Annotated in this window: 22 protein-coding genes; 16 read left to right on the top strand and 6 right to left on the bottom strand. The window is 72.1% G+C overall.

The features are described from left to right. Positions 1–157: 157 nt before the first annotated feature. On the top strand, positions 158–1,180 hold the full coding sequence (locus ABD831_RS04030; protein WP_344941854.1) for an SDR family oxidoreductase: 1,023 nt from the start codon (positions 158–160) through the stop codon (positions 1,178–1,180). 91 nt (positions 1,181–1,271) lie between these two features. Here the strand turns inward: ABD831_RS04030 and ABD831_RS04025 are convergent, their stop codons facing one another. After that, positions 1,272–1,520, bottom strand: a complete 249-nt coding sequence (locus tag ABD831_RS04025; protein ID WP_344941851.1) for a DUF2630 family protein — start codon at positions 1,518–1,520, stop codon at positions 1,272–1,274. A 52-nt stretch (positions 1,521–1,572) separates the two neighbouring features. Between ABD831_RS04025 and ABD831_RS04020 the strand changes: the two genes are divergently transcribed. Beyond that, a complete protein-coding gene (locus tag ABD831_RS04020; protein WP_344941848.1) occupies positions 1,573–2,244 on the top strand; it encodes an alpha/beta fold hydrolase in 672 nt (223 codons plus the stop codon). 53 nt (positions 2,245–2,297) lie between these two features. After that, complete coding sequence (locus ABD831_RS04015; RefSeq protein ID WP_344941845.1) at positions 2,298–2,792, top strand: DUF4231 domain-containing protein; 495 nt, start codon at positions 2,298–2,300, stop codon at positions 2,790–2,792. On the opposite strand, the gene ABD831_RS04010 is transcribed toward ABD831_RS04015, so the two are convergent. Next, complete coding sequence (locus ABD831_RS04010; RefSeq protein ID WP_344941842.1) at positions 2,757–3,812, bottom strand: LacI family DNA-binding transcriptional regulator; 1,056 nt, start codon at positions 3,810–3,812, stop codon at positions 2,757–2,759. The genes ABD831_RS04015 and ABD831_RS04010 overlap by 36 nt on opposite strands. Before the next feature lie 231 nt (positions 3,813–4,043). On the opposite strand from ABD831_RS04010, the gene arfA reads away from it, so the two are divergent. The 6 genes from arfA to ABD831_RS03980 are packed head-to-tail and all read left to right on the top strand — an operon-like array spanning position 4,044 to position 12,129. After that, positions 4,044–5,579, top strand: a complete 1,536-nt coding sequence (gene arfA, locus ABD831_RS04005; RefSeq protein ID WP_344941839.1) for an arabinosylfuranosidase ArfA — start codon at positions 4,044–4,046, stop codon at positions 5,577–5,579. Continuing rightward, on the top strand, positions 5,576–6,928 hold the full coding sequence (locus ABD831_RS04000; protein WP_344941836.1) for an ABC transporter substrate-binding protein: 1,353 nt from the start codon (positions 5,576–5,578) through the stop codon (positions 6,926–6,928). The genes arfA and ABD831_RS04000 overlap by 4 nt, the downstream gene beginning before the upstream one ends. 4 nt (positions 6,929–6,932) lie before the next feature. After that, positions 6,933–7,904 (top strand): carbohydrate ABC transporter permease, encoded by a 972-nt coding sequence (locus ABD831_RS03995; RefSeq protein ID WP_344941832.1) that lies wholly within the window; start codon positions 6,933–6,935, stop codon positions 7,902–7,904. Continuing rightward, positions 7,901–8,728, top strand: a complete 828-nt coding sequence (locus tag ABD831_RS03990) for an ABC transporter permease subunit (protein ID WP_142175887.1) — start codon at positions 7,901–7,903, stop codon at positions 8,726–8,728. The genes ABD831_RS03995 and ABD831_RS03990 overlap by 4 nt, the downstream gene beginning before the upstream one ends. Before the next feature lie 9 nt (positions 8,729–8,737). After that, the gene (locus ABD831_RS03985) at positions 8,738–11,092 is read left to right on the top strand and encodes a family 43 glycosylhydrolase (RefSeq protein ID WP_344941828.1); all 2,355 of its coding nucleotides are present in this window, start codon (positions 8,738–8,740) and stop codon (positions 11,090–11,092) included. Continuing rightward, a complete protein-coding gene (locus tag ABD831_RS03980; protein ID WP_344941825.1) occupies positions 11,089–12,129 on the top strand; it encodes a glycoside hydrolase family 43 protein in 1,041 nt (346 codons plus the stop codon). The genes ABD831_RS03985 and ABD831_RS03980 overlap by 4 nt, the downstream gene beginning before the upstream one ends. A 7-nt stretch (positions 12,130–12,136) precedes the next feature. Here ABD831_RS03980 and ABD831_RS03975 read toward each other — a convergent pair whose 3' ends face one another. Together ABD831_RS03975 and ABD831_RS03970 are read right to left on the bottom strand one after the other, a co-directional pair. Then, positions 12,137–12,838, bottom strand: a complete 702-nt coding sequence (locus ABD831_RS03975; RefSeq protein ID WP_344941822.1) for a zf-HC2 domain-containing protein — start codon at positions 12,836–12,838, stop codon at positions 12,137–12,139. Next, complete coding sequence (locus ABD831_RS03970; protein WP_344941819.1) at positions 12,835–13,323, bottom strand: sigma-70 family RNA polymerase sigma factor; 489 nt, start codon at positions 13,321–13,323, stop codon at positions 12,835–12,837. Before ABD831_RS03970 ends, ABD831_RS03975 begins: the two co-directional genes overlap by 4 nt. Before the next feature lie 142 nt (positions 13,324–13,465). Between ABD831_RS03970 and ABD831_RS03965 the strand changes: the two genes are divergently transcribed. After that, positions 13,466–14,308, top strand: coding sequence for a uracil-DNA glycosylase (locus ABD831_RS03965; RefSeq protein ID WP_344941816.1), 843 nt, complete (start codon positions 13,466–13,468; stop codon positions 14,306–14,308). A 14-nt stretch (positions 14,309–14,322) separates the two neighbouring features. Here the strand turns inward: ABD831_RS03965 and ABD831_RS03960 are convergent, their stop codons facing one another. After that, positions 14,323–15,300 carry an ArsR/SmtB family transcription factor gene (locus tag ABD831_RS03960; protein ID WP_344941812.1) on the bottom strand — a complete coding sequence of 326 codons (978 nt, stop codon included), beginning with the start codon at positions 15,298–15,300 and terminating at the stop codon, positions 14,323–14,325. Between the two features lie 185 nt (positions 15,301–15,485). On the opposite strand from ABD831_RS03960, the gene ABD831_RS03955 reads away from it, so the two are divergent. The 3 genes from ABD831_RS03955 to ABD831_RS03945 all read left to right on the top strand — a co-directional run bounded on the left by ABD831_RS03955 (position 15,486) and on the right by ABD831_RS03945 (position 16,975). Next, positions 15,486–16,070 carry a M23 family metallopeptidase gene (locus ABD831_RS03955; RefSeq protein ID WP_344941809.1) on the top strand — a complete coding sequence of 195 codons (585 nt, stop codon included), beginning with the start codon at positions 15,486–15,488 and terminating at the stop codon, positions 16,068–16,070. A gap of 74 nt (positions 16,071–16,144) precedes the next feature. Further along, on the top strand, positions 16,145–16,585 hold the full coding sequence (locus ABD831_RS03950) for a GNAT family N-acetyltransferase (RefSeq protein ID WP_344941805.1): 441 nt from the start codon (positions 16,145–16,147) through the stop codon (positions 16,583–16,585). 69 nt (positions 16,586–16,654) lie between these two features. Next, complete coding sequence (locus ABD831_RS03945) at positions 16,655–16,975, top strand: hypothetical protein (protein WP_344941803.1); 321 nt, start codon at positions 16,655–16,657, stop codon at positions 16,973–16,975. A gap of 60 nt (positions 16,976–17,035) precedes the next feature. Here the strand turns inward: ABD831_RS03945 and ABD831_RS03940 are convergent, their stop codons facing one another. Then, on the bottom strand, positions 17,036–17,410 hold the full coding sequence (locus tag ABD831_RS03940; RefSeq protein WP_344941800.1) for a hypothetical protein: 375 nt from the start codon (positions 17,408–17,410) through the stop codon (positions 17,036–17,038). 91 nt (positions 17,411–17,501) lie between these two features. On the opposite strand from ABD831_RS03940, the gene ABD831_RS03935 reads away from it, so the two are divergent. The 3 genes from ABD831_RS03935 to ABD831_RS03925 all read left to right on the top strand — a co-directional run bounded on the left by ABD831_RS03935 (position 17,502) and on the right by ABD831_RS03925 (position 19,756). Further along, complete coding sequence (locus tag ABD831_RS03935) at positions 17,502–17,849, top strand: META domain-containing protein (RefSeq protein ID WP_344941797.1); 348 nt, start codon at positions 17,502–17,504, stop codon at positions 17,847–17,849. 100 nt (positions 17,850–17,949) lie between these two features. Continuing rightward, positions 17,950–18,453 (top strand): DnaJ family domain-containing protein, encoded by a 504-nt coding sequence (locus ABD831_RS03930; protein WP_344941794.1) that lies wholly within the window; start codon positions 17,950–17,952, stop codon positions 18,451–18,453. Positions 18,454–18,577: 124 nt separating this feature from the next. Continuing rightward, on the top strand, positions 18,578–19,756 hold the full coding sequence (locus ABD831_RS03925; protein ID WP_344941792.1) for a helix-turn-helix domain-containing protein: 1,179 nt from the start codon (positions 18,578–18,580) through the stop codon (positions 19,754–19,756). Positions 19,757–19,831: the final 75 nt, after the last annotated feature.

Raw genomic sequence — 19,831 nt, 5'->3', positions numbered from 1 at the left:
CGGAAGGGGCCGGCCGCCGCAGGGGCTCACAGGGCACGCGTCGCCGTGTCGCGCGCCGCGTCGGCCTCGTCGTCCCGGGGTAAGGGGCATGAATCTGCACGGCGTCGGGCGCGGCCCGACCCCGGCGTGACGCAGCCCGTACGACGAGAGGAACCCCATGAACGTGGCAGGCCCCCACCGCAACCAGGTCGTCGCCGTGACCGGCGCGAGCGGCGGCATCGGGCGCGCCACGGCCATCGCCTTCGGTGCGCGCGGCGCCAAAGTGGGACTGCTCGCCCGCGGCTCAGCAGGCCTCGAGGCTGCGGCCGAGGAGGTGCGCGCCGCCGGAGGGCAGCCGCTCGTCGTCCCGGTCGACGTCGCCGACGCCGACGACGTCAGGGGGGCCGTCGAGACCGTCGAGCGGGACCTCGGACCGGTGGACGTGTGGGTCAACGTGGCCTTCACGTCGGTGTTCGCACCCTTCGACGAGATCGCGCCGGAGGAGTACCGGCGGGTCACGGAGGTGACCTACCTCGGCTACGTCTACGCGACCATGGCGATCCTTCCCCGGATGAAGGCGCGCGGCGCCGGCACGATCGTGCAGGTCGGTTCGGCGCTCGCCTACCGGGGCATCCCGCTGCAGACGGCCTACTGCGGCGCCAAGCACGCCACCCAGGGCTTCCACGAGGCGCTGCGGTGCGAGCTGCTCCATGACAAGAGCCCGGTCCGAGTGACGATGGTGCAGATGCCGGCTGTCAACACCCCGCAGTTCAGGTGGGTGCGCTCCCGGCTACCCCGCAAGCCGCAGCCCGTGGCGCCGATCTACGAGCCGCACGTCGCTGCCGGCGCCGTCGTCCATGCCGCCGACCACCCGCAGCGTCGGGAGTACTGGGTGGGGGGCAGCACCGTCGGCACGCTCGTGGCCAACGCGGTGGCGCCCGGCCTGCTGGACCGCTACCTGGCCCGTACCGGGTTCGACTCCCAGCAGACCGACGAGCCGAGCGACCCCGACCGTCCGGACAACCTCGAGCAGCCTGCGGACGAGCACCGCGACTACGGCACCCGCGGCCCCTTCGCGGACCGCTCCACCGACCGGTCGCCACAGGTCTGGGCCTCCCAGCACCACGGCCTGCTCGGGGCGGTCGGCGGCGCCGCCTTGGGAGCCGTGGGGGTCGCGGTCGCCGCGAGGCGCTCGAGGTGAGAGCCGCCGGGGGCTCCTTCGTCACGAGTGCCGTCGTGGCGACCTCGCTCGCCGTGCTCGAATGGCGAGTGTCGTCCAGGGAGAGGCCTGTTCAGCCGGTGTAGCCCTCGACCGTGCGCTCGGAGCGGACCTCGGCGGTGTCGGGGTCCTGCCCGAACTCGCGCTTGGCCCGCCGCTGGCGCAGCAGGTCCCAGCACTGGTCGAGCTCGACCTCGACGCTGCGCAGCCGGGCGTGCTCCTCGTCGACGGTGATCTCGCCGGACTGGAGCGAGGAGCGCAGGCGGTGCTCCTCGTCGATGAGCGAGGTGATGCGGTCCGAGATCGTGGTGTCTTCAGCCATGTGGTCACCTTGGCACGGGGCTCCCACGACGTCGAGGTCTACCATGTGGACAGTGACCACATTTGCGCTCGTCCCCGGGGCCGGTGGCGCCGCCTGGTACTGGCACCGCGTCGTGCCGCTGCTCGAGCAGGCGGGCCACGAGGCCGTCGCCGTCGACCTGCCCGGCGACGACCCGCACGCCGGCCTACCGGAGTATGCAGCGCTCGTCGTCGAGGCGGTCGCCGGCCGTGACGACGTGGTGGTCGTCGCGCAGTCGATGGGTGGCTTCACCGCCCCGATGGTCGCGGCCCGGCGCCCGGTCTCCCGGGTCGTGCTGCTCAACGCCATGGTCCCGCTGCCGGGGGAGACGGCGGGGCAGTGGTGGGACGCCGTGGGCTCGGAGGAGGCGCGGCTCACCGCCGCCCGGGCGGATGGCTACACCGAGGACGTCGACCTCGACACCTACTTCCTCCACGACGTCGACCCGGCGGTCGCGGCGACCGGAGAGGCGCACCAGCGACCCGAGGTCGACCGTGCCTTCGAGACGCCGTGCGACATCGCCTCCTGGCCCGACGTGCCCACTCGGGTCGTCGCGGGCGCGGACGACCGCTTCTTCCCCGTGGCCCTCCAGCGCCGCGTCGCCCGCGAGCGTCTCGGGCTCGACCTCGAGACCGTCCCCGGCGGGCACCTGGCTGCCCTGTCGCACCCTGCCGAGCTCACGGCCTACCTCCTCGCCACCCTCTGACGTCGAAGCCCGAAAACCCTTCCAGCACGGGTGGATGGGCGCGACACTGTGGCATGGGCGCCAACCCGGGATGGATGTCCGACGAGCTGCCGGACCCGGCCGACCCCGAGCAGTCGGCCTCGGCGGCGTGGACGGCGTACCGCGACCAGTTCACGTCCTACAGTCACGGAGCGAGGACGAATCGCCTGTCGTACCAGTCTGCCCGGATCATCAGCCTGACGGCCGCCGCCGCCGCGACCGTGTCGGCCGGCCTGTCCGCCACCCCGTGGGTCACCGCCTCGCTCGGTGCCCTGATCGTGGTGCTGGAGGGGCTCCAGCAGCTCTTCCAGTGGCACGAGAACTGGATCGCCTACCGGCAGGCGACGGAGACGATGCGGCAGCACGCCATCGACTTCGCAGCCGGCGTCGCGCCCTACGACTCCGCTGACGGCCGCGACCGGCTCGCGCGCCTCGCCGTGCTCCGGCGTGACGTGGCCCTCCGCGAGTCCGGAGGATGGGCGGGCCGGATGCGTTCAGCGGGCCAGGGGAGTGGTCCCGTCGGCGCGTGACTCGGTGTCCGTGCGTCGGGGGCGTCGTGAGCGTGCTGCCGGGACCCCGAGGGTCGTCTCGCGGGCCTCGAGGGTCCAGGCCACCTCGACCTCCTCGGCCGGTCCGTCGTCACCGTCGATGCGGCGCGACAACAGCTCGAGCGCTGCCCGGGCCAGGCCGGTCAGGTCGGGCGAGATCGTCGTGACGGTGGGGTTGGAGTAGCGGGTCTCGGCGATGTCGTCGAAGCCGACGATGGCGACCTCCTCCGGCACCTGCACCCCCGCCTCGACGCACGCCCGAAGTGCACCGATGGCCATGAGGTCGTTGAAGCAGAAGACGGCGTCGGGTCGCTCGGGCAGGTCGAGCAGCTGCCGCATCGCGGCGTGGCCGTCGGCCCGTTCGAAGTGCGGGACCCCGATGATGAGGTCGGTGTCGTAGTCCAGCCCGGCGGCCTTGAGGGCCTGTCGGTAGCCGCGAAGGCGCGCGGACGCGGTGCCTCGTGTCGTCTCGCGCCCGACGGCGGCGATACGCCGGCGACCTTGTGCGACAAGGTGTTCCGTCGCGGCGCGCGCGGCGGCGACGGAGTCGACGGCGATGTGGTCGAAGCCGGTGGGCACGGGACGCTCGCCGAGCAGGACCATCGGCAGGTTGTCGGCGCGGCGGCCGATCTCGTCGGCCGAGAGGGCCAGTGGCGAGAAGATGACGCCGTCGATGACGTGCGACCGCATGCCCTCGAGCACGACGCGCTCCGCGTCGGCGTCACCGCCCGTCACGTCGAGCAGCACGATGAAGCCGAGGGCAGCCGCCTCCTCGGTGATGCGGGCCGCGAGCTCGGCGAAGTAGGGCGAGTCCATGGCCGGCACGGCGAGGGCGAGGAAGCCGGCCCGCCCGTGCTTGAGGCTGCGCGCGGAGAGGTTGGGACGGTAGTGAAGCTCGGCCATCGCCGCCTCGACGCGCTCGCGCGTGCTCGCCTTCACGTGCGGGTGGTGGTTGAGCACGTTCGAGGCCGTCTTGACCGACACTCCCGCACGTTCTGCCACGTCCCTCAGCCGCGCCGCCAAACCGTGCCTCCGTCTGTCCGGGCCCGTCCTGCGCCCCTGAGTCCCCCTGTGTGCCCCGTCGTGGACAGGCTAGCGCCCGCGGGCGTCGGGCGTGGTGACCTCGGACCACCTCTGGACAGTTTTCGGTAACCGTTGTAATTTTCAGGCAGACGCAAATGGGTAACCGTTGTAACAGCGGCGGCCCGAACGCCGACGGTCAAGGAGGACCGCATGGGAGCAGCGACGGTACGACTGGACCCCGCCTTCGCGGTGGGGCCGGTCCGACCGAGGATCTTCGGGTCCTTCGTCGAGCACATGGGCCGGTGTGTCTACACCGGCATCTACGAGCCCGACCACCCCGAAGCCGACGAGCTCGGCTTCCGAGAGGACGTCGCGCGGCTCGTCCGGGAGCTCGGGGTCACCGTCGTGCGCTACCCCGGGGGCAACTTCGTCTCCAACTACCGCTGGGAGGACGGCGTCGGCCCCAAGGCCGACCGGCCCACCCAGCTCGACCTCGCCTGGCGCTCGGTCGAGACCAACCAGGTCGGCACCGACGACTTCGTCGACTGGGCCCGCGGCGTCGGCGTCGAGCCGATGATGGCCGTCAACCTCGGCACCCGCGGCGTGCAGGAGGCCATCGACCTGCTGCTCTACTGCAACGCCGAGACCGGCACGTCCTGGCCCGACCGTCGCGCCAAGAACGGGCACGTCGAGCCGCACGACGTGCGCGTGTGGTGCCTCGGCAACGAGATGGACGGCCCCTGGCAGATGGGCCACAAGACCGCCGAGGAGTACGCCAGGGTCGCCGAGGAGACCGCCCGCGCCATGCGCCGGGTCGACGACACCCTCGAGCTCGTCGCATGCGGGTCGTCCAACCGCGGCATGCCGACCTTCGGCACGTGGGAGCGCGTCGTCCTCGAGCGGTGCTTCGACCTCGTCGACCACATCTCGGCCCACGCCTACTACGAGCCCCTCGACGGCGACGTCGACTCGTTCCTCGCGAGCGGCGAGGACATGCACCGCTTCATCGAGTCCGTCGTCGCGACGGCCGACCACGTCGCCGCCGTCAAGGGCTCCGACAAGCGGATCATGGTCTCCTTCGACGAGTGGAACGTGTGGTTCCAGGACCGCTTCCACGGCGAGAGCTCGCTCGCGATCCGCGAGGCCCCGGAGCTCATCGAGGACGTCTACGACGTGACCGACGCCGTGGTCGTCGGGAGCCTGCTCATCACCCTGCTCCAGCACACCGACCGGGTCTCCATGGCGTGCCAGGCCCAGCTCGTCAACGTCATCGCCCCCATCGCCACCCGCCCCGGTGGGGCCTCGTGGAAGCAGACGATCTTCCACCCCTTCGCGCTCACGGCGCAGCATGCCCGGGGCACCGTGCTGCGCCCAGCCGTCGCCTGCGACACGGTGGAGACCAAGGCCTTCGGGCCCGTCGACCAGCTCGTCGTCACCGCGACGCACGACCCCGGGACCGGCGACCTCGCCGTCTTCGTGGTCAACCGGAGCCGCACCGAGACGGCCGAGCTGACGCTCGACGTCGCGGCGGCCGTGGGGGGCACCCCCACGGCATACGCCCTCGTCGAGCACCTCCAGGTGCACGACGACGACACCTCGGCCAGCAACACCGAGGAACACCCCGACCGGGTGACCCCGCACGCGGGGGACGCGGCGGTCGGCGGCACCGATCGCACCACCCTCACGGCAACCCTGCCGCCCACCTCCTGGCACTGCATCCGACTCACCGAAGGGACCGTTCAATGACGAACACCACCTCAGCAGCCTCGCCGCTCACCCGGCGCACCATCCTCTCGGGGGCGCTCGGCATCGCGGGCATCGCCGGCCTGACCGCGTGCGGCTCGGGTTCGGGTGCGGTCCCCGGCCAGGCCCCGGCCGTGTCGGCGGGCGGCGGCGCCACGGGCTACTCCGGTCCCAAGGTGGCCCTGCAGTTCTGGAACGGCTTCACCGGCGGTGACGGCCCCTTCATGAAGCGCCTCGTCGACCAGTTCAACTCCGAGCACCAGAACATCGCCGTCAGCATGAACACGATGCAGTGGGCCGACTACTACGCGAAGCTGCCCGCCGCCGTCACGGCCGGCAAGGGTCCCGACATCGGCATCATGCACGTCGACTCCGTCGCGACGAACGCCGCCCGCAACGTGATCCAGCCCCTCGACGACGTGGCCGCGGCCCTCAAGCTCAGCGAGGCGGACTTCGCGCCCGTGCCGTGGAAGGCCGGCATCTACAACGGCAAGCGCTACTCCATCCCGCTCGACGTGCACCCGCTCGGCTTCTTCTACAACAAGACGGTCATGGAGAAGGGCGGCATCGACCCCGAGAAGCCGCCGATGACGAACGACGAGTACATGGCCGCGCTCGAGAGCATGAAGGGCAAGGGCATCGAGGGCCACTGGGCCAGCCCCTTCCCCTTCACCGGCGGCCTCAGCATCCAGTCGCTCATCTACCAGTTCGGCGGCTCGCTCTTCTCCGACGACGCCAAGCAGGTGCTGTGGGCCGACGACGCCGGCGTCAAGGCGCTGACCTGGTTCCAGGACCTCGTCAAGCAGGGCTACTCGGCCGCGAAGATCGCCCAGGACGCCGACCTCGTCGCCCTCCAGAACGGCAAGACCGCCTTCAACTGGAACGGCATCTGGACCATCAACACGCTCAAGGAGAAGTCCGGCCTCGAGTGGGGCGTCGCGCCGATCCCCAACATCGGTGGCACCAAGGCCGCGTGGGCCGGCTCGCACCAGTTCATCCTGCCCACGTCGCGTACGCCCGACGAGAACAAGCAGACGGCCTCGCGCGTCTTCCTCAACTGGATCAGCACGAAGAGCCTCGAGTGGGCCAAGGGCGGTCAGGTGCCGGCCCGCAACTCGGTGCGCGAGTCGGCCGAGTTCAAGGCGCTCACCGACCAGGCGACCCTCGCCACCCAGATCGACGACCTGCACTTCCCGCCGGCAGTCGCCGGTATCGGTGACGCGATGCCGGAGTTCGACAAGGCCGTCAACGCCGCGATCCTCGGTGGCCAGGACCCCAAGACGGTCCTGTCCGACGCCGCCGGCCGCGCGACGAAGATCCTCGAGGCCAACGCCAAGAAGTACGGCGGCTGACACCATGGCTGTGACCACGACACAGCCCACGAGACCGCCCTCGGGAGCGACGCCTGCGCCGGGTGGGCGTCGCTCCCGGGGAGCGACATCCGGCATCCACGGCTCGCGGTGGACGCCCTACCTCTTCCTCTCGCCGTTCCTGCTCCTCTTCATCACCTTCGTCGCGGTCCCGGGCGTCCTCGGCATCTGGATCTCCCTGCACGACTGGGACTTCCTGCTGCCCAAGAAGCCCTTCGTCGGCCTGCAGAACTACGCCGACCTGCTCGACAGCGGCTCGCCGCAGTTCCAGCCGTTCTGGAACGGCATGAAGGCGACGGCCATCTTCGTCGTCATCAGCGTGCCGTTCCTCGTCGTGCTGCCGCTGCTGCTCGCGATCCTGCTGAACCGGAAGTTCCCGGGGCGCACCTTCTTCCGGGCCGTGTTCTTCGCACCGTTCGTCCTCGGCGTCGCGGTCGTCGGGCTCATGTGGCGCTACCTGCTCGACCCCTCCTTCGGCATGGTCAACGGACTGCTCGGGGCCCTGGGCCTGCCGGACAACACCGCGTGGACGACCGAGCAGCCGTGGGCGTGGATCTCCCTGGCCGCCGTCACGGTCTGGTGGACCATCGGCTTCAACGCCGTCATCTACCTCGCCGGCCTCGGCGACATCCCCGCCGAGCACTACGAGGCGGCCGAGCTCGACGGAGCCACCGCGTGGCAGAAGCTGCGCTACATCACCATCCCCGGCCTGCGACCGGTGCTGATCTTCGTCGTCGTCACGACGGTGCTCGCCAGCGCCAACATGTTCGGCCAGAGCTACCTCATCACCAAGGGTGGACCGGGCGAGTCGACCCGCACGGCCATCATGGAGATCACCGACCTCGGTCTCTCCCAGTACCGCATGGGCCAGGCGTCGGCGATGAGCTACGTGCTCGCCGTCTTCCTCGCCCTCATCTCGCTCGTCAACTTCTGGGCACTGAGGGAGAAGAAGTCATGAGGCGCCGCAACGGACCCCTCTTCTGGCTCGGCATGGGCGCCCTCAGCCTGGTCTTCATCGGTCCCCTGCTGCTCGCGCTGCTCACGGCGTTCAAGTCGCAGGACGAGTCGCGCACCGTCCCGCCGACCTACTTCCCGTCGCAGCCGAGCCTGCGTGCCTTCGACGTCCTCTTCTTCCAGGACGCCGCGAGCCCCGTGGGCAGGTGGTTCCTCAACTCGATGGCGGCCGCGACGATGCACGCCGCGCTCGTCCTCGTCGTGTGCTCCCTGGCCGGCTATGCCCTGGCCCGCATGGAGTTCCGCTTCAAGAACGCGATCTTCACCGCCATCATCCTCACGCTCTTCGTGCCGGGCTTCATCTTCCTGATGCCGAACTTCCTGCTCCTCGACAAGCTCGGCTGGCTCGACCAGATCTGGGCGCTCGTGGTGCCCGGGGCGGCGGGTGCGTTCGGTGTCTTCTTCATGCGGCAGTTCTTCTCGGGGCTGCCGAAGGAGCTCGAGGAGAGCGCACGGCTCGACGGCGCCGGGCCGTTCCGCACGTGGTGGTCGATCGTGCTGCCGAACGCGAAGCCCGCGCTCGTCACCCTCGCCGTGCTCAGCTACCTCGCCAACTGGAACGACTTCATCTGGCCGATCTACGTCCTCTTCTCGCCGGAGCGACTCACGCTGCCCGCCGGCCTCAGCCGGCTCCAGGGCGCCTACACGATCGACTACCCCGTGGTCATGGCAGGCGCCATGCTCGCCGCGATCCCCGTCCTCGCGCTCTACGTCTTCGTGCAGCGCTACGTCATCGAGGGCGTCGCCAGCAGCGGCGTCAAGGGCTGAGGAGTCCGTATGCGTTCCCTGACCTCCCAGCGTGCCCGCGCCCTTCGCCGCGGAACCGCCTGTCTCGCAGCCCTCGTCGCCGCCGTTGGTCTCACAGCCGCCGCGCCCGCGTCAGGAACGCGTATGCCGTCCGCCGGGCCCCCGGCGGCCGGTTCCGTGCCTGCGGGGCCGGGGCACACGGCATACGACAACGCCGTCTCGGACTCGTTCTCGGACACGTTCGCCGACCCGTCGGTGATCCGCGGGCGCGACGGCTGGTGGTACGCCTACGCGACGTCCGACCCGCTCAAGGCGGGTCAGGCGCCGGGTGCCATGCACATGGCGCGCACCCGCGACTGGTCGAGCTGGGAGTACCTCGGCACCGTCTTCGACGCCGGCAACCGGCCGTCGTGGGCGACCCCGACGGCTGGCCTGTGGGCGCCTGACATCCGTTACGTCGCAGGGCGATACGTCCTCTACTTCACCGTGACGGACACGACGCTCAACCCCGGCGACGACTCCGCGATCGGCGCTGCGACGGCGCCCTCGCCGTCGGGTCCCTGGACTCCCGCCCCCGCGCCGGCCGTCCCACCCCGGCCGGCGTCGGGTGGCGGGTTCCTCTGGACGTTCGACCCGGCGGGCTTCACCGACGCCGAGGGCCGGCGCTACCTCTACTACGGCAGCTACTTCGGCGGTCTGTGGGTGACCCGGATGTCTGCCGACGGGCTGACCCCGGTGGGCGCGGCGACCCAGGTCGCCGTCGACAACCGCTACGAGGGCTCCTACGTCGTGCGCCACGGCGACTTCTACTACCTCATGGGCTCGGCCGCGAACTGCTGCGCCGGCCCGACGACGGGCTACTCCGTCTTCGCCGGCCGGTCGCGCTCACCGCTCGGTCCGTTCGTCGACGCCGAGGGCACCCCGCTGCTCACCTCCCGCGTCGGCGGCACGACCGTGCTGACGCAGAACGGCAACCGCTTCGTCGGGGCCGGCCACCACGCGGTGGTCACGGACGCCGAGGGACGCGACTTCGTCGCCTACCACGCGATCGACCGCACCAACCCGTGGCTGACGACGCCGTTCGGGATCAACCGCCGGCCCATGCTGCTCGACCGCCTCGACTGGGTCGACGGCTGGCCGCGCACCCGCGCCGGGGCCGGACCCTCGGATGCGCCGCAGCCCGCGCCCACGCTGGCATCGGGGCTCGGGATCACGCCGACCGACCCGCCGGCGGGGGGCTTCACGGGGCTGGCTGACGGACCCGTCGACGCCGTCACCGGGGACACCGGACTGGTGCACGGCACCGCCTCGACGAGTGCGCAGGCGCCGGCCGGGCCGCTCCACGTGCGCCTCGACCACCGCGGCACCGAGCCGCTCCGGGTCCTGCTCGGGCGCGACCCGGCCGTCAAGGTCACGCTCGACCCCAAGGGTGGGCGCCTCACGGCCCAGGTCGACCGCGACGGCACCGTCCGCTCGTCCACGACGACACTGCCCGCACTCCCGGCCGGAGCGTGGCGCACGCTGACCGTGGAGGCGACGGCCGACGGGCTCAGCGCCGAGGTCAGCGAGAGCGACCTCGCCGACGTCGTGTCGCGGGTGAAGGTGGCCGGTGACGCCCGTCCCGCCGCTGCGCCGGTGCGCCTCAGCAGCAGCAGTGCGGTCGTCGACAACGTCGTGGTCAACCCGGCCGCGGCCGATGCGCCGACGCTCGCGCCCGTGCCCGAGGCCGGCGCCCTCCTCTCGGCGGAGGAGTTCGACGACCCGAGCCTCGCCGGCTTCACCTGGGTGCGGCGCAACCCGGCCGTCACGGTCTCGGGCGGGAGCCTGCGCTGGCCCGTCGAGGGCACCGACCTCGTCGGCGGTGGCAACACGGCGAGCGTCCTGCTCCACGACGCCCCCGGCGACGGCGACTGGATCGCCGAGGCCAAGACGACGCTCGACCTCGGCGTCGACACCGTGCGCAACTACCAGCAGGTCGGGCTCGTCGCGTACGAGACCGACGACGACTTCGCGCGCCTGTCCAACGTCGCCATCTGGAACACCCGCCAGACCGAGTTCGGCCGTGAGACCGCGGCCGACCCGGAGGCGGCCCCCGCCCCCGGTGCCCCGACGAGCTACGGCGGCGCCGTCATCGGCACCTCCGCCCCGACGCTGTGGCTGCGGCTCGCCCACCACCGCAACGCCGCGGGGGAGCACCTCTACCGGGCGGGCACGAGCCGGGACGGCGTGCACTGGACGTGGGGAGCCACGTGGACCTTCCGCGCCGGCACCGACCCGCGCATCGGGCTCGTCGCCCACGGAGGCGCGGCACCGGCCGTCACCGCCGAGGTCGACCACCTGCGCTTCTACGCGTCGAGCTGGCCGGCCGACCCGGCGGCAGGATGAGCCGCACCCGCAACGCCCAGACCGCCCTCACCACCGTGGCCCTCGCTCTCGCAGCCGTGCTCCTCGCCGGCTGCGGGGGCGGGCCCGAGACCCCCTCCGGAGGCACCGTGACCACCCCTGCCGCTCCCACGACCGGAGCCGCGACGAACCCCGTCTGGCCGAGCAACTTCCCCGACCCGCAGATCCTGCCCGACGGGGACCGCTGGGTGGCGATCGCGACGAACGGCAACGGCATGAACGTCCAGACGCTCCTGAGCGACGACCTCGCCACCTGGACGCAGGGCAGCGACGCCCTGCCCCAGGTCGCCTCGTGGAGCACGCCCGGCAAGGTGTGGGCTCCCGAGGCACACCGGTTCGGCACGAAGTGGGTCATGTACTACACGACGATGGCGCCCGACCCGGCCATCCAGTGCATCGGCCTGGCCGTCGCCGACGACCCCAAGGGCCCCTACCGCGACACGAGCAGCAAGCCACTCGTGTGCGAGCAGGAGCAGGGCGGGTCGATCGACGCGTCACCCTTCGTCGCCGAGGACGGCACGGCATACCTCTACTGGAAGAACGACGGCAACGCCGTCGGCATGGACACGTGGATCTCGGTGCAGCGCCTGTCGGCCGACGGGACGCGGCTCGAGGGTGAGCCGAAGCGCCTGATCCGACAGGACCTCCCCTGGGAGGGGACCCTCGTCGAGGCACCCTTCGTGTGGGAGCGCGACGGCGTCTTCCACCTCTTCTACTCCGCCAACGACTACGGCAGCGACAAGTACGCCGTGGGGCACGCGACGTCCTCGTCGCCGACCGGCCCGTTCACCAAGGACGCGGACCCGGTCCTGACGAGCACCGACGTCGCGGCCGGGCCGGGCCACTGCGCCCTGCTGGAGACAAAGGACGGCCGGGTGCTCATGGTCTACCACGCGTGGGCTCCCGACTCGATCGGCTCCGAGGTGCCCGGCCGCACCATGTGGCTGAGCCAGGTCACCTTCGACGGGCCCAAGGTCACGGTCACGCCGCCACGGACCCAGCTGCCCACCGGTCTCTGAGCCGCGCTCAGGTCCGGGCCGAAGCGAGGACCTGGCCCGTGCCGGTTCGCACCTCGAGCGCCTGGATCTCGCTGGGGCGCAATGCCGTTGCGCCGGTCAGCTTCGAGTAGCCCGTCGCTGTGCCACGCCAGGACGCGGCCGTGGTCGCCCTGCCGTTGCGGTCGATCACGTAGAGCAGCAGCTCGCCGTTGGTGGGCATGTCCTCGCAGTTCAGGTCGAGCTGCGTGCCCCAGCCGCGTGCCACGAGGGCGACCTCGACCCTGACCGACGACCCGGGTGCCGGGGCTGCCACGACGTGGGTGGTCGGCAGCGCAGGGGTGGTCGGCTCCGTCAGCTTCGGTCCGAGCCACGCCCCGCCGACGAAGAACACCGCTGCCGCCGCGGCCGCCAGGGCCGAGACCCAGCGGCGGCGGCGGCGACGGCGGCGGGCGACCTCGGCGAGCAGCGTCGTGACGTGCTCGTCGTCGGGCTCGGTCAGGTGGGAGGCCGGCACGGCCAGGGCACCTCCGTCCGGCACGGCCAGGTGCGGACCACCCTCGGGGCCGGCGAGGTCGAGCAGCCGCGGGAGCCCCGAGACCTGACCGAGCTCCGTCTGGCACGGGACGCAGGTGCGCAGGTGCTCGCTGTAGGCGCGGTGGTCCTCGTCGGACAGGCCACCGAGCACGTACGCGCCGAGCAGCACGTGCAGGTCGTCCGATCCGGGGTTCATCGGGTCACTCCCATCTCGTCGAGGATGACACGCAGGTTGCGCACGGCGTAGTAGGCGCGGGACTTCACGGTGCCCTCTGGCACCCCGACCCGCGCTGACGTCTCGGCGACGGTCAGCCGTTCGTAGTAGAGGCAGCGCACGATCTCACGGTGGTTGGCCTGGAGCCGGCCGAGGGCCTCCTCGACGAGGACCTGGTCGAGGGCTCGGTCGAGGGCGGAGTCCTGCTCGGCGATCTCGACGAGCTGCGCCTGCTGGGGCCGGCGGCCGGCGGCGCGGTACTGGTCGACGATGAGGTGCCGCGCGGTGGTGATGAGGTAGGCGCGCAGGTTCTCTGCCTCGGGCGCCTGCTTCCAGACGCGCAGGATGACCTCCTGGACGATGTCCTCCACACGGTTCGCGTCGCTGGTCGCGCGCCACACGACCCGCCGCAGCATCGGCCCGTGCTCGCGGTAGATCTCCGCGACCGCCTCGTCGTCGAGCGGCATGCCGCCGCCACCTCCTCACTGGTGCTCCCTGTCCGAAGACGCCTGCGCGCCTGCTCCGGTTCAGTGGCCAGCCCCCTGCACCGTCTCACGTCTCCGGCGGGTGCGTATGCCGTCCGCCCCGGTCCCCGCCTAGCGTGGGGCCATGTGCCCTGCCGCCATGCCGAACCCGGCCCAGCACCCCGTCACGGGAGGCCTCTTCCTGTCGCCGGTCCCGCCCGGAACCGGATGGCCGGGTGACCCCGCAGCAGCCGAGACCCCGGTGGCGGCCACGCCTGCGCAGGTGCGCCGGCTCGCCAAGGGGGCGGACGGCATTCGCGAGCTCGATGCCCGCGTCAGCGTGTGCCGCGCGTGCCCGCGGCTCGTCGAGTGGCGCGAGTCGGTGGCGACCGAGGGGCGCCGCGCGGCGTTCGCCGACCAGCCCTACTGGGGACGTCCGGGCCCGTCGTTCGGTGACCCCGACGCGGAGGTGCTCGTCGTCGGCCTGGCGCCGGCGGCCAACGGCACCAACCGGACCGGGCGCATGTTCACCGGCGACCGCTCGGGCGACTGGTTGTATGCCGCGCTCCACCGAGGGGGCTACGCGAGCCAGCCGACGTCGGTCGCCTCGGGCGACGGGCTCGTGCTGACCGGCCTGCGGATCGTCGCGACCGTCCGGTGCGCCCCGCCCGCGAACAAGCCGACGACCGAGGAGAAGGAGACGTGCGCGCCGTGGCTCGACCGCGACCTCGAGCTGTCGGAGCCGCGCCTGCGCTCGATGCTCGCCCTCGGGTCGATCGCGTGGGACGCGGCGCTGGGAGCCGCTCGGCGGCGGGGGTGGCTCGTGCCACGCCCCAAGCCGAGGTTCGGCCACGGAGCCGAGGTCGTGCTGAGGACGGCGGCGGGCCACCCGGTGCGTCTCGTGGGCAGCTACCACGTCAGCCAGCAGAACACGTTCACGGGGAAGCTCACCGAGGCGATGCTCGACGAGGTCATCGCGCGCCTCTGACGGTGCCGGCCGCGTCAGGGCGAGGCTGCCCGGGATGTCTCGTCCGGTCCGAACGACATGAGTGCCTGGCCTGACGCGGTGAACGAGTAGAGCACCGACTTGCCGGACCGGGCGCTGCGCACGAGCCCGGCGCGGCGCAGCTCGTGCAGCTGCTGGTTGACGGCCGAGGGCGTCTTGCCGAGCATCGCGGCCAGCTCGGTCGTGGTGCGGGGTTCGACGAGCGCCCGCATGACCTCGCTCTTGGCCGGCCCGAGCAGCGCGGTCGCCGTGGCCGACGAGGTCGGTGACAGCTCCTGCCGCTGCCCACGGGCCGGGTAGATGACCATCGGCGGGACGGCGTCGCTGCTCGGATGCGACGCGGCGAGCGTGAACAGCGACGGGACGAAGACGAGTCGCCGCCCGCGCACCGGAGCGGAGTAGGACGGCCCGACCCGGCTGCGGGCGCTCAGGGCCAGGTCGTCGACGGTGATGCTGGGATGCAGCTCCGACAGCGCGTGCATGAGCCCGAAGCCGGCGGACTGGGACGCGCGGTGGCGGACGTCGGCCTCGAGGATGCTCCGGTGGCTCGCCCAGAAGGCGGCGAACGCCCACGTCCAGTAGGCCTCGAGGGCGCTCAGGACGCGAGTCATCACCACGGCTGACGGTCCCCGCACCGCCGTGGGCACGCCGTCGTGCCAGAGCCGCTCGAGGTCCTGGGTCAGCACCGATGCCGGCGCGGACGCGACGCACCTCATCTCCACGGCGAGCCGCGGCGAGGGAGACTCGGGCCGGGGGTTGATGACGTCGGGCGTCGAGAACTCGTCGTTGACGAGCGCCAGCAGCGTCTCCCGGTGGTCGCGGGACTCGGGCATCGCCAGGAAGGCCTGGGCGACGCGGGGGCCGTAGGCGCCGGGGGCACGCAGGCTCCGCAACGACAGGCACATCTCGTTGAGTGGCGAGATGCCGAACCTGCAGGTGCTCACGTCAGTGGGCGTCATCTCGTAGCGCAGCACGACCGCTCCTCGCTGATGGCGACATTCAGTGCAGGGGGCGTGCTCACCGTCGCACGACGCCCCCGGGCCCGCCACCCGAGTCGCGGAACGATCAAGTCGGGTGCTTGAAGGATTGCCGCCGGTGCCGTCGCTGGCTGGACTGGGCCTCCGCACGTGCCACACCACCCAGCGAGAGGACGACTCACATGTTCGGAAAGACCACCGTCGCCGGCCCGGGACGCAAGAAGAAGAACGCGCTGGCCCGCAGGGTCGGCGTGCTCGTCAGCGCCGTCGCGCTCGCCGCCACGACGGCCTTCACCGGGGCGACCTCAGCCACGGCGGCCGGCTACTTCGAGGCGCCCTACCCGGCAGGGGAGAGCTACCAGGTCAGCCAGGGCAACGGCGGCGGCTACTCGCACACGGACGCCTACAACCGCTACGCGTGGGACCTGGCGCTGCCGGCCAACTACGAGGTCTCGGCCACGCAGGGAGGCACCATCGTCATCTCCAACTGGTCGCCCTACTGGCAGAACGGCATCGAGGTGATCATCCGTCACCCCAACGGCCAGTGCACGCAGTACGCCCACCTCAACCAGTCCTTCTACGAGCCGGGCAACTGGGTCCCGCAGGGCCGCATCATCGGCTACACCGGCATGACGGGCGCCGCGAGCGCGCCGCACCTGCACTACTCCGTCATCGACTGCAACACGCGGGTCTCGCTCCCCTCGACCATCGAGGGCTACGTTCCCGCGACGGGCAGCTGGGTGCGCAGCTCCAACACCCGGGCCTGACGCGGGACGGCGGGGGACGACGGGGTGCGCGGTCCTGGACGGCGCACCCCGTCGGCGTGGCAGGATCGCCCGTCATGAACCGCACCCTGCCTGAGGCGTACTCGTTCGCGGTCGGCGAGGCCGACGCCGCCCTCGACCAGCGACTGTCCGACGAGCTCGACGCCGTCAACGCCGCGGCGACCGCGGGCACACCGGCCGCGCGCGAGCTGACCGTCCGGGTCGTCGACGCGTCGGGCGAGCTCGCCGCAGGTGTCAGCGGCTGGACGTGGGGCGTCGCCGCCGGCATCGGCATGACGTGGGTCCGGGAGGCCGCGCGGGGCACGGGCCTGGGCGAGCGGCTGCTGACCGACTTCGAGGCCGAGGCGCGCTCGCGCGGCTGCACGCACGTCTTCGTCACCTCGTTCACGTTCCAGGCGCCGGGCTTCTACGAGAAGCAGGGCTACCGCGAGATCTTCCGCTGGCAGGGAGTGCCGACGCCGGACGCGGCCGACGTGCACCTCCGCAAGGAGCTGTGACACCTGGCCGGCCCCGGCCTGAGTAGAGGCGCGGATGCGGCTCGTCCGGTGGCCGGCGAGGCTGGTGCGGTGCACCGACGCAGCCTCCGCCCCTACCTCGTCGCCCTCGGGCTGCTCTGGGTCGCGCCTGCGGTCCTCGTGCTCGCCCTGCACCTGCTGCTCCCGGACCACAATGCCTCCGGTCAGTGCACCGGTCTCGGCTTCGGCTGCACGCCCCCGCCCTCCGACATGGTGATCCTGCTCGGCTACCTCGCAGCCCTGCCGCTCCTCGTCCTGGGGCTCGTCGCATGCCTCGTCATCGCGGTCGTGCAGGCCCGGCGAGGCGGGGGCGAGCAGCCGGACGGCCACGCCCCGACTCAGCGGTCGGGCGCTGGGAGCGAGAGCTCGTAGGTCAACGGCTCCTCGCCCCGGGTGGCGGCGAAGACTGCGAAGTGGTGAAGGTCGGCGCCGTCACCGGAACGGCAGCACGTCGAGCGGGTTGATCCCGAGCACGGCGAGCAGGGCGCACGCAGCGACGACACCGCCGACGGCGGCGGCGAGCAGGGCGGTCGCCCACGACGGCCACTGCACGGCGGCGTGCCGGAGCAGCCACAGCACCGCGGCCGTGGCGACGACGTCGACGACCACGCCCACGGCAAGGGCCCAGCCGTAGCGGTCGGTGTCGGGGGGTGACAGCTCGGACGTGCCGATCACCTGCGCCATCCCGTAGGTGAGGCCGTGCAGGACGAGCACCGCCCAGTCGAGCGCGGCGAGCACGGCGCCCGTCACGACGACGAGGGCCACAGCCCACACCGCCGCCGCTGTCGGCGAGTCCTGCTCCGTCATGTGCCCACGATGCTCCGAGCGGGGTGTCGCCCGCGTCCGTACGCGTACTCGTCCATGCATCCGTCAGGGCGCATCCGGATACCGTGGGCGGATGGCAGACAGCGCGATCGCGGGCACGTCGTGGGTGGTCCAGGAGCTCGGCGGCGCGGTGACGGCCGACCCGAGGCCGCAGCTGGCGTTCGGCGAGGACGGCCGGGTCACCGGCACCACAGGAGTCAACCGGGTCATGGGCCGCTACAAGGTCGCCGACGGGACGCTCGCGGTCCTCGATGCCGCCACGACCCGCATGGCCGGGCCCCCCGGGGCGATGGAGCAGGAGCAGCGCCTGCTCGCCCTGCTCGACGCACCCCGGGCGTTCGTCGTCGACGGCGACCGCCTCGAGCTCGGTGACGGTGAGACCGCAGCCCTGCTCGTGCGGCGAGACGGGCCGCCCGACTGAGGGCAGTCCCCCCGCCCCGGCCTCGATGGCGCTCCGCGCGTGAACCATGCCCGAGTCGCAGACGCGGATGTCCGTCACGGCGTCGGTTAGCGTGGTCGGCATGACGGGCCAGCCGTACTGGGAGAGCGCCGTGGAGAAGCAGATCCGCGAGGCGCAGGAGCGTGGGGAGTTCGACAACCTGCCCGGTGCCGGCAAGCCCCTCGACCTCAGCGACTCCGGTGACCCCGACTGGTGGGTCAAGCGGTTCGCGGCGCGGGAGAACCTCGACCTCGGCGGCGCACTCCCGGGGGCGCTCGCCCTGCGCAAGGAGGCGGCGGGCTATCCCGAGTCCCTCGTCGACGTGCGCACCGAGGCGCAGGTCCGCGAGATCATCGAGGACTACAACAGGCGCGTCCTCGCCGACCGGCTGCGTCCGGCCGTCGGCAACCTGCCGCCCCTCATCGCCAAGACGCTCGACGCCGACGAGATGGTCGAGCGCTGGCGTCCCCTGCGGGCCGAGCTCGGGGAGCAGCAGCGCCGGGCCCGCGAGGAGCGGGCCGCGGCGCGTGCCGTCGAGCTCGAGGCACGGCCTTCGTGGTGGCGCCGGCTCCTCGGCCGCAGCTGAGCCGACGGGCCGACCGCACGCTCGACAGGGCCTACCCAAGCCGCCGCCCGCGTGTCACCATCACGGGAAGCCGTGACCCCACGCGCACGACCTCGCGCCGGGGCCACCCGTCGCAAAGGTGCGCATGTCCACAGTCCCCGGTTTCGAGGCGGCCCTCACGGCCTTCGAGGACCCCGCAGCCAAGGCCCGGGACCTGCTGCGCCTGCACCGCACCTGGGCGCACACGCACGAGGTGCCCGCGGGTGCCCGCGGCGTCGTCGCCCGGTCGTGGCTGCGACAGACGCCCGAGGGCGACAAGATCTCGACGCCGATCTCCGACCAGGCCCTGCTCGCCCGGCGCGAGCGCTCGCGGCTGCTCGCGTCCGTCGTCCCCGTCCTCAAGGACAGGCTGCTCCCGCTCGCGCACGAGGCCGGCAACGAGCTCGTCATCAGCGACGACGAGGGCTATCCGCTGTGGATGTTCGGCCCCTCACCGATCCGCCGGCGCAGCGACGGCCTCGGCTTCGTCGAGGGTGCCCGCTGGCGCGAGGGTGACGTCGGCACCAATGCGCTGGGCACCGCGATGGAGGAGCGCCGCCCGGTCCAGATCTTCGGTCCCGAGCACGCCCGCGAGGACCAGCACGCGTGGGTGTGCACGAGCGCCCCGATCCTCGACCGCCGAGCACGGGTGCCCTTGGGGGTCGTCACGCTGAGCGGCGCCTTCCGCACCGCCCACCCGCACACGCTCATGCTCGTGACCATGGCCGTGCGCGAGGCCGTCGACACCCTCGCTGGGCAGCACGACCGCGACCTGCGCAGGGTCGCCCGGACGAGCGAGTCGTATGCCGGCACCGGGCGTTTCGTCGTCGTCGACCGTCACGGGTGGGTGGCCCGGGCGGAGGGCTACGGCGTCGGCGAGCGGGTCTGGGTGCCGAGCACCCTGCGCGAGGGGTCGCTCTGGGTCCCCGAGATCGGGCAGGTCCGGGCCGAGCAGATCAACGGCGGCTGGGTGCTCCACGAGGAGGTCAGCGCCGAGGCCACCGTGGAGGTGGTGCGGCACCCCGGCCCCCACGTCCTCGTCACGACGGGAGGCGCCGTCGTCGAGATCGCCCTCAGCGAGCGGCATGCCGAGATCGTCGCCCTGCTGGCGCGGCACCCGGCCGGCCTCGACACGGCTGCCCTCATGGCGCTGCTGCACGGCGCGACGACGCCCGTGACGATCCGTGCCGAGATGTCACGCCTGCGGAAGCGTCTCGGCGGCCTCATCGAGAGCCGGCCCTACCGCCTCACCGCGCGCGCGACGGTGCGGCCCGACGCGACCTGAGCACCCGGCATACGCCCATGGGTCGCGTCAGCGGTCCGCCCGGGAGACTGCAACGTTCTGCAACCCTGTCGGGCG

It is taken from the genome of Terrabacter ginsenosidimutans, from assembly GCF_039539425.1.
GTDB lineage: Bacteria > Actinomycetota > Actinomycetes > Actinomycetales > Dermatophilaceae > Terrabacter > Terrabacter ginsenosidimutans.
Note: the sequence above shows the minus strand (reverse complement) of the source record. Positions and strands in the feature narration are given on the sequence as shown.

Coding starts and splice junctions, on each gene's coding strand:
- ABD831_RS04030 (WP_344941854.1), top strand. CDS start 158: ATGAACGTGGCAGGCCCCCACCGCAACCAGGTCGTCGCCGTGACCGGC.
- ABD831_RS04025 (WP_344941851.1), bottom strand. CDS start 1,520: ATGGCTGAAGACACCACGATCTCGGACCGCATCACCTCGCTCATCGAC.
- ABD831_RS04015 (WP_344941845.1), top strand. CDS start 2,298: ATGGGCGCCAACCCGGGATGGATGTCCGACGAGCTGCCGGACCCGGCC.
- arfA (WP_344941839.1), top strand. CDS start 4,044: ATGGGAGCAGCGACGGTACGACTGGACCCCGCCTTCGCGGTGGGGCCG.
- ABD831_RS04000 (WP_344941836.1), top strand. CDS start 5,576: ATGACGAACACCACCTCAGCAGCCTCGCCGCTCACCCGGCGCACCATC.
- ABD831_RS03995 (WP_344941832.1), top strand. CDS start 6,933: ATGGCTGTGACCACGACACAGCCCACGAGACCGCCCTCGGGAGCGACG.
- ABD831_RS03990 (WP_142175887.1), top strand. CDS start 7,901: ATGAGGCGCCGCAACGGACCCCTCTTCTGGCTCGGCATGGGCGCCCTC.
- ABD831_RS03985 (WP_344941828.1), top strand. CDS start 8,738: ATGCGTTCCCTGACCTCCCAGCGTGCCCGCGCCCTTCGCCGCGGAACC.
- ABD831_RS03980 (WP_344941825.1), top strand. CDS start 11,089: ATGAGCCGCACCCGCAACGCCCAGACCGCCCTCACCACCGTGGCCCTC.
- ABD831_RS03975 (WP_344941822.1), bottom strand. CDS start 12,838: ATGAACCCCGGATCGGACGACCTGCACGTGCTGCTCGGCGCGTACGTG.
- ABD831_RS03970 (WP_344941819.1), bottom strand. CDS start 13,323: ATGCCGCTCGACGACGAGGCGGTCGCGGAGATCTACCGCGAGCACGGG.
- ABD831_RS03965 (WP_344941816.1), top strand. CDS start 13,466: ATGTGCCCTGCCGCCATGCCGAACCCGGCCCAGCACCCCGTCACGGGA.
- ABD831_RS03955 (WP_344941809.1), top strand. CDS start 15,486: ATGTTCGGAAAGACCACCGTCGCCGGCCCGGGACGCAAGAAGAAGAAC.
- ABD831_RS03950 (WP_344941805.1), top strand. CDS start 16,145: ATGAACCGCACCCTGCCTGAGGCGTACTCGTTCGCGGTCGGCGAGGCC.
- ABD831_RS03940 (WP_344941800.1), bottom strand. CDS start 17,410: ATGACGGAGCAGGACTCGCCGACAGCGGCGGCGGTGTGGGCTGTGGCC.
- ABD831_RS03935 (WP_344941797.1), top strand. CDS start 17,502: ATGGCAGACAGCGCGATCGCGGGCACGTCGTGGGTGGTCCAGGAGCTC.
- ABD831_RS03930 (WP_344941794.1), top strand. CDS start 17,950: ATGACGGGCCAGCCGTACTGGGAGAGCGCCGTGGAGAAGCAGATCCGC.
- ABD831_RS03925 (WP_344941792.1), top strand. CDS start 18,578: ATGTCCACAGTCCCCGGTTTCGAGGCGGCCCTCACGGCCTTCGAGGAC.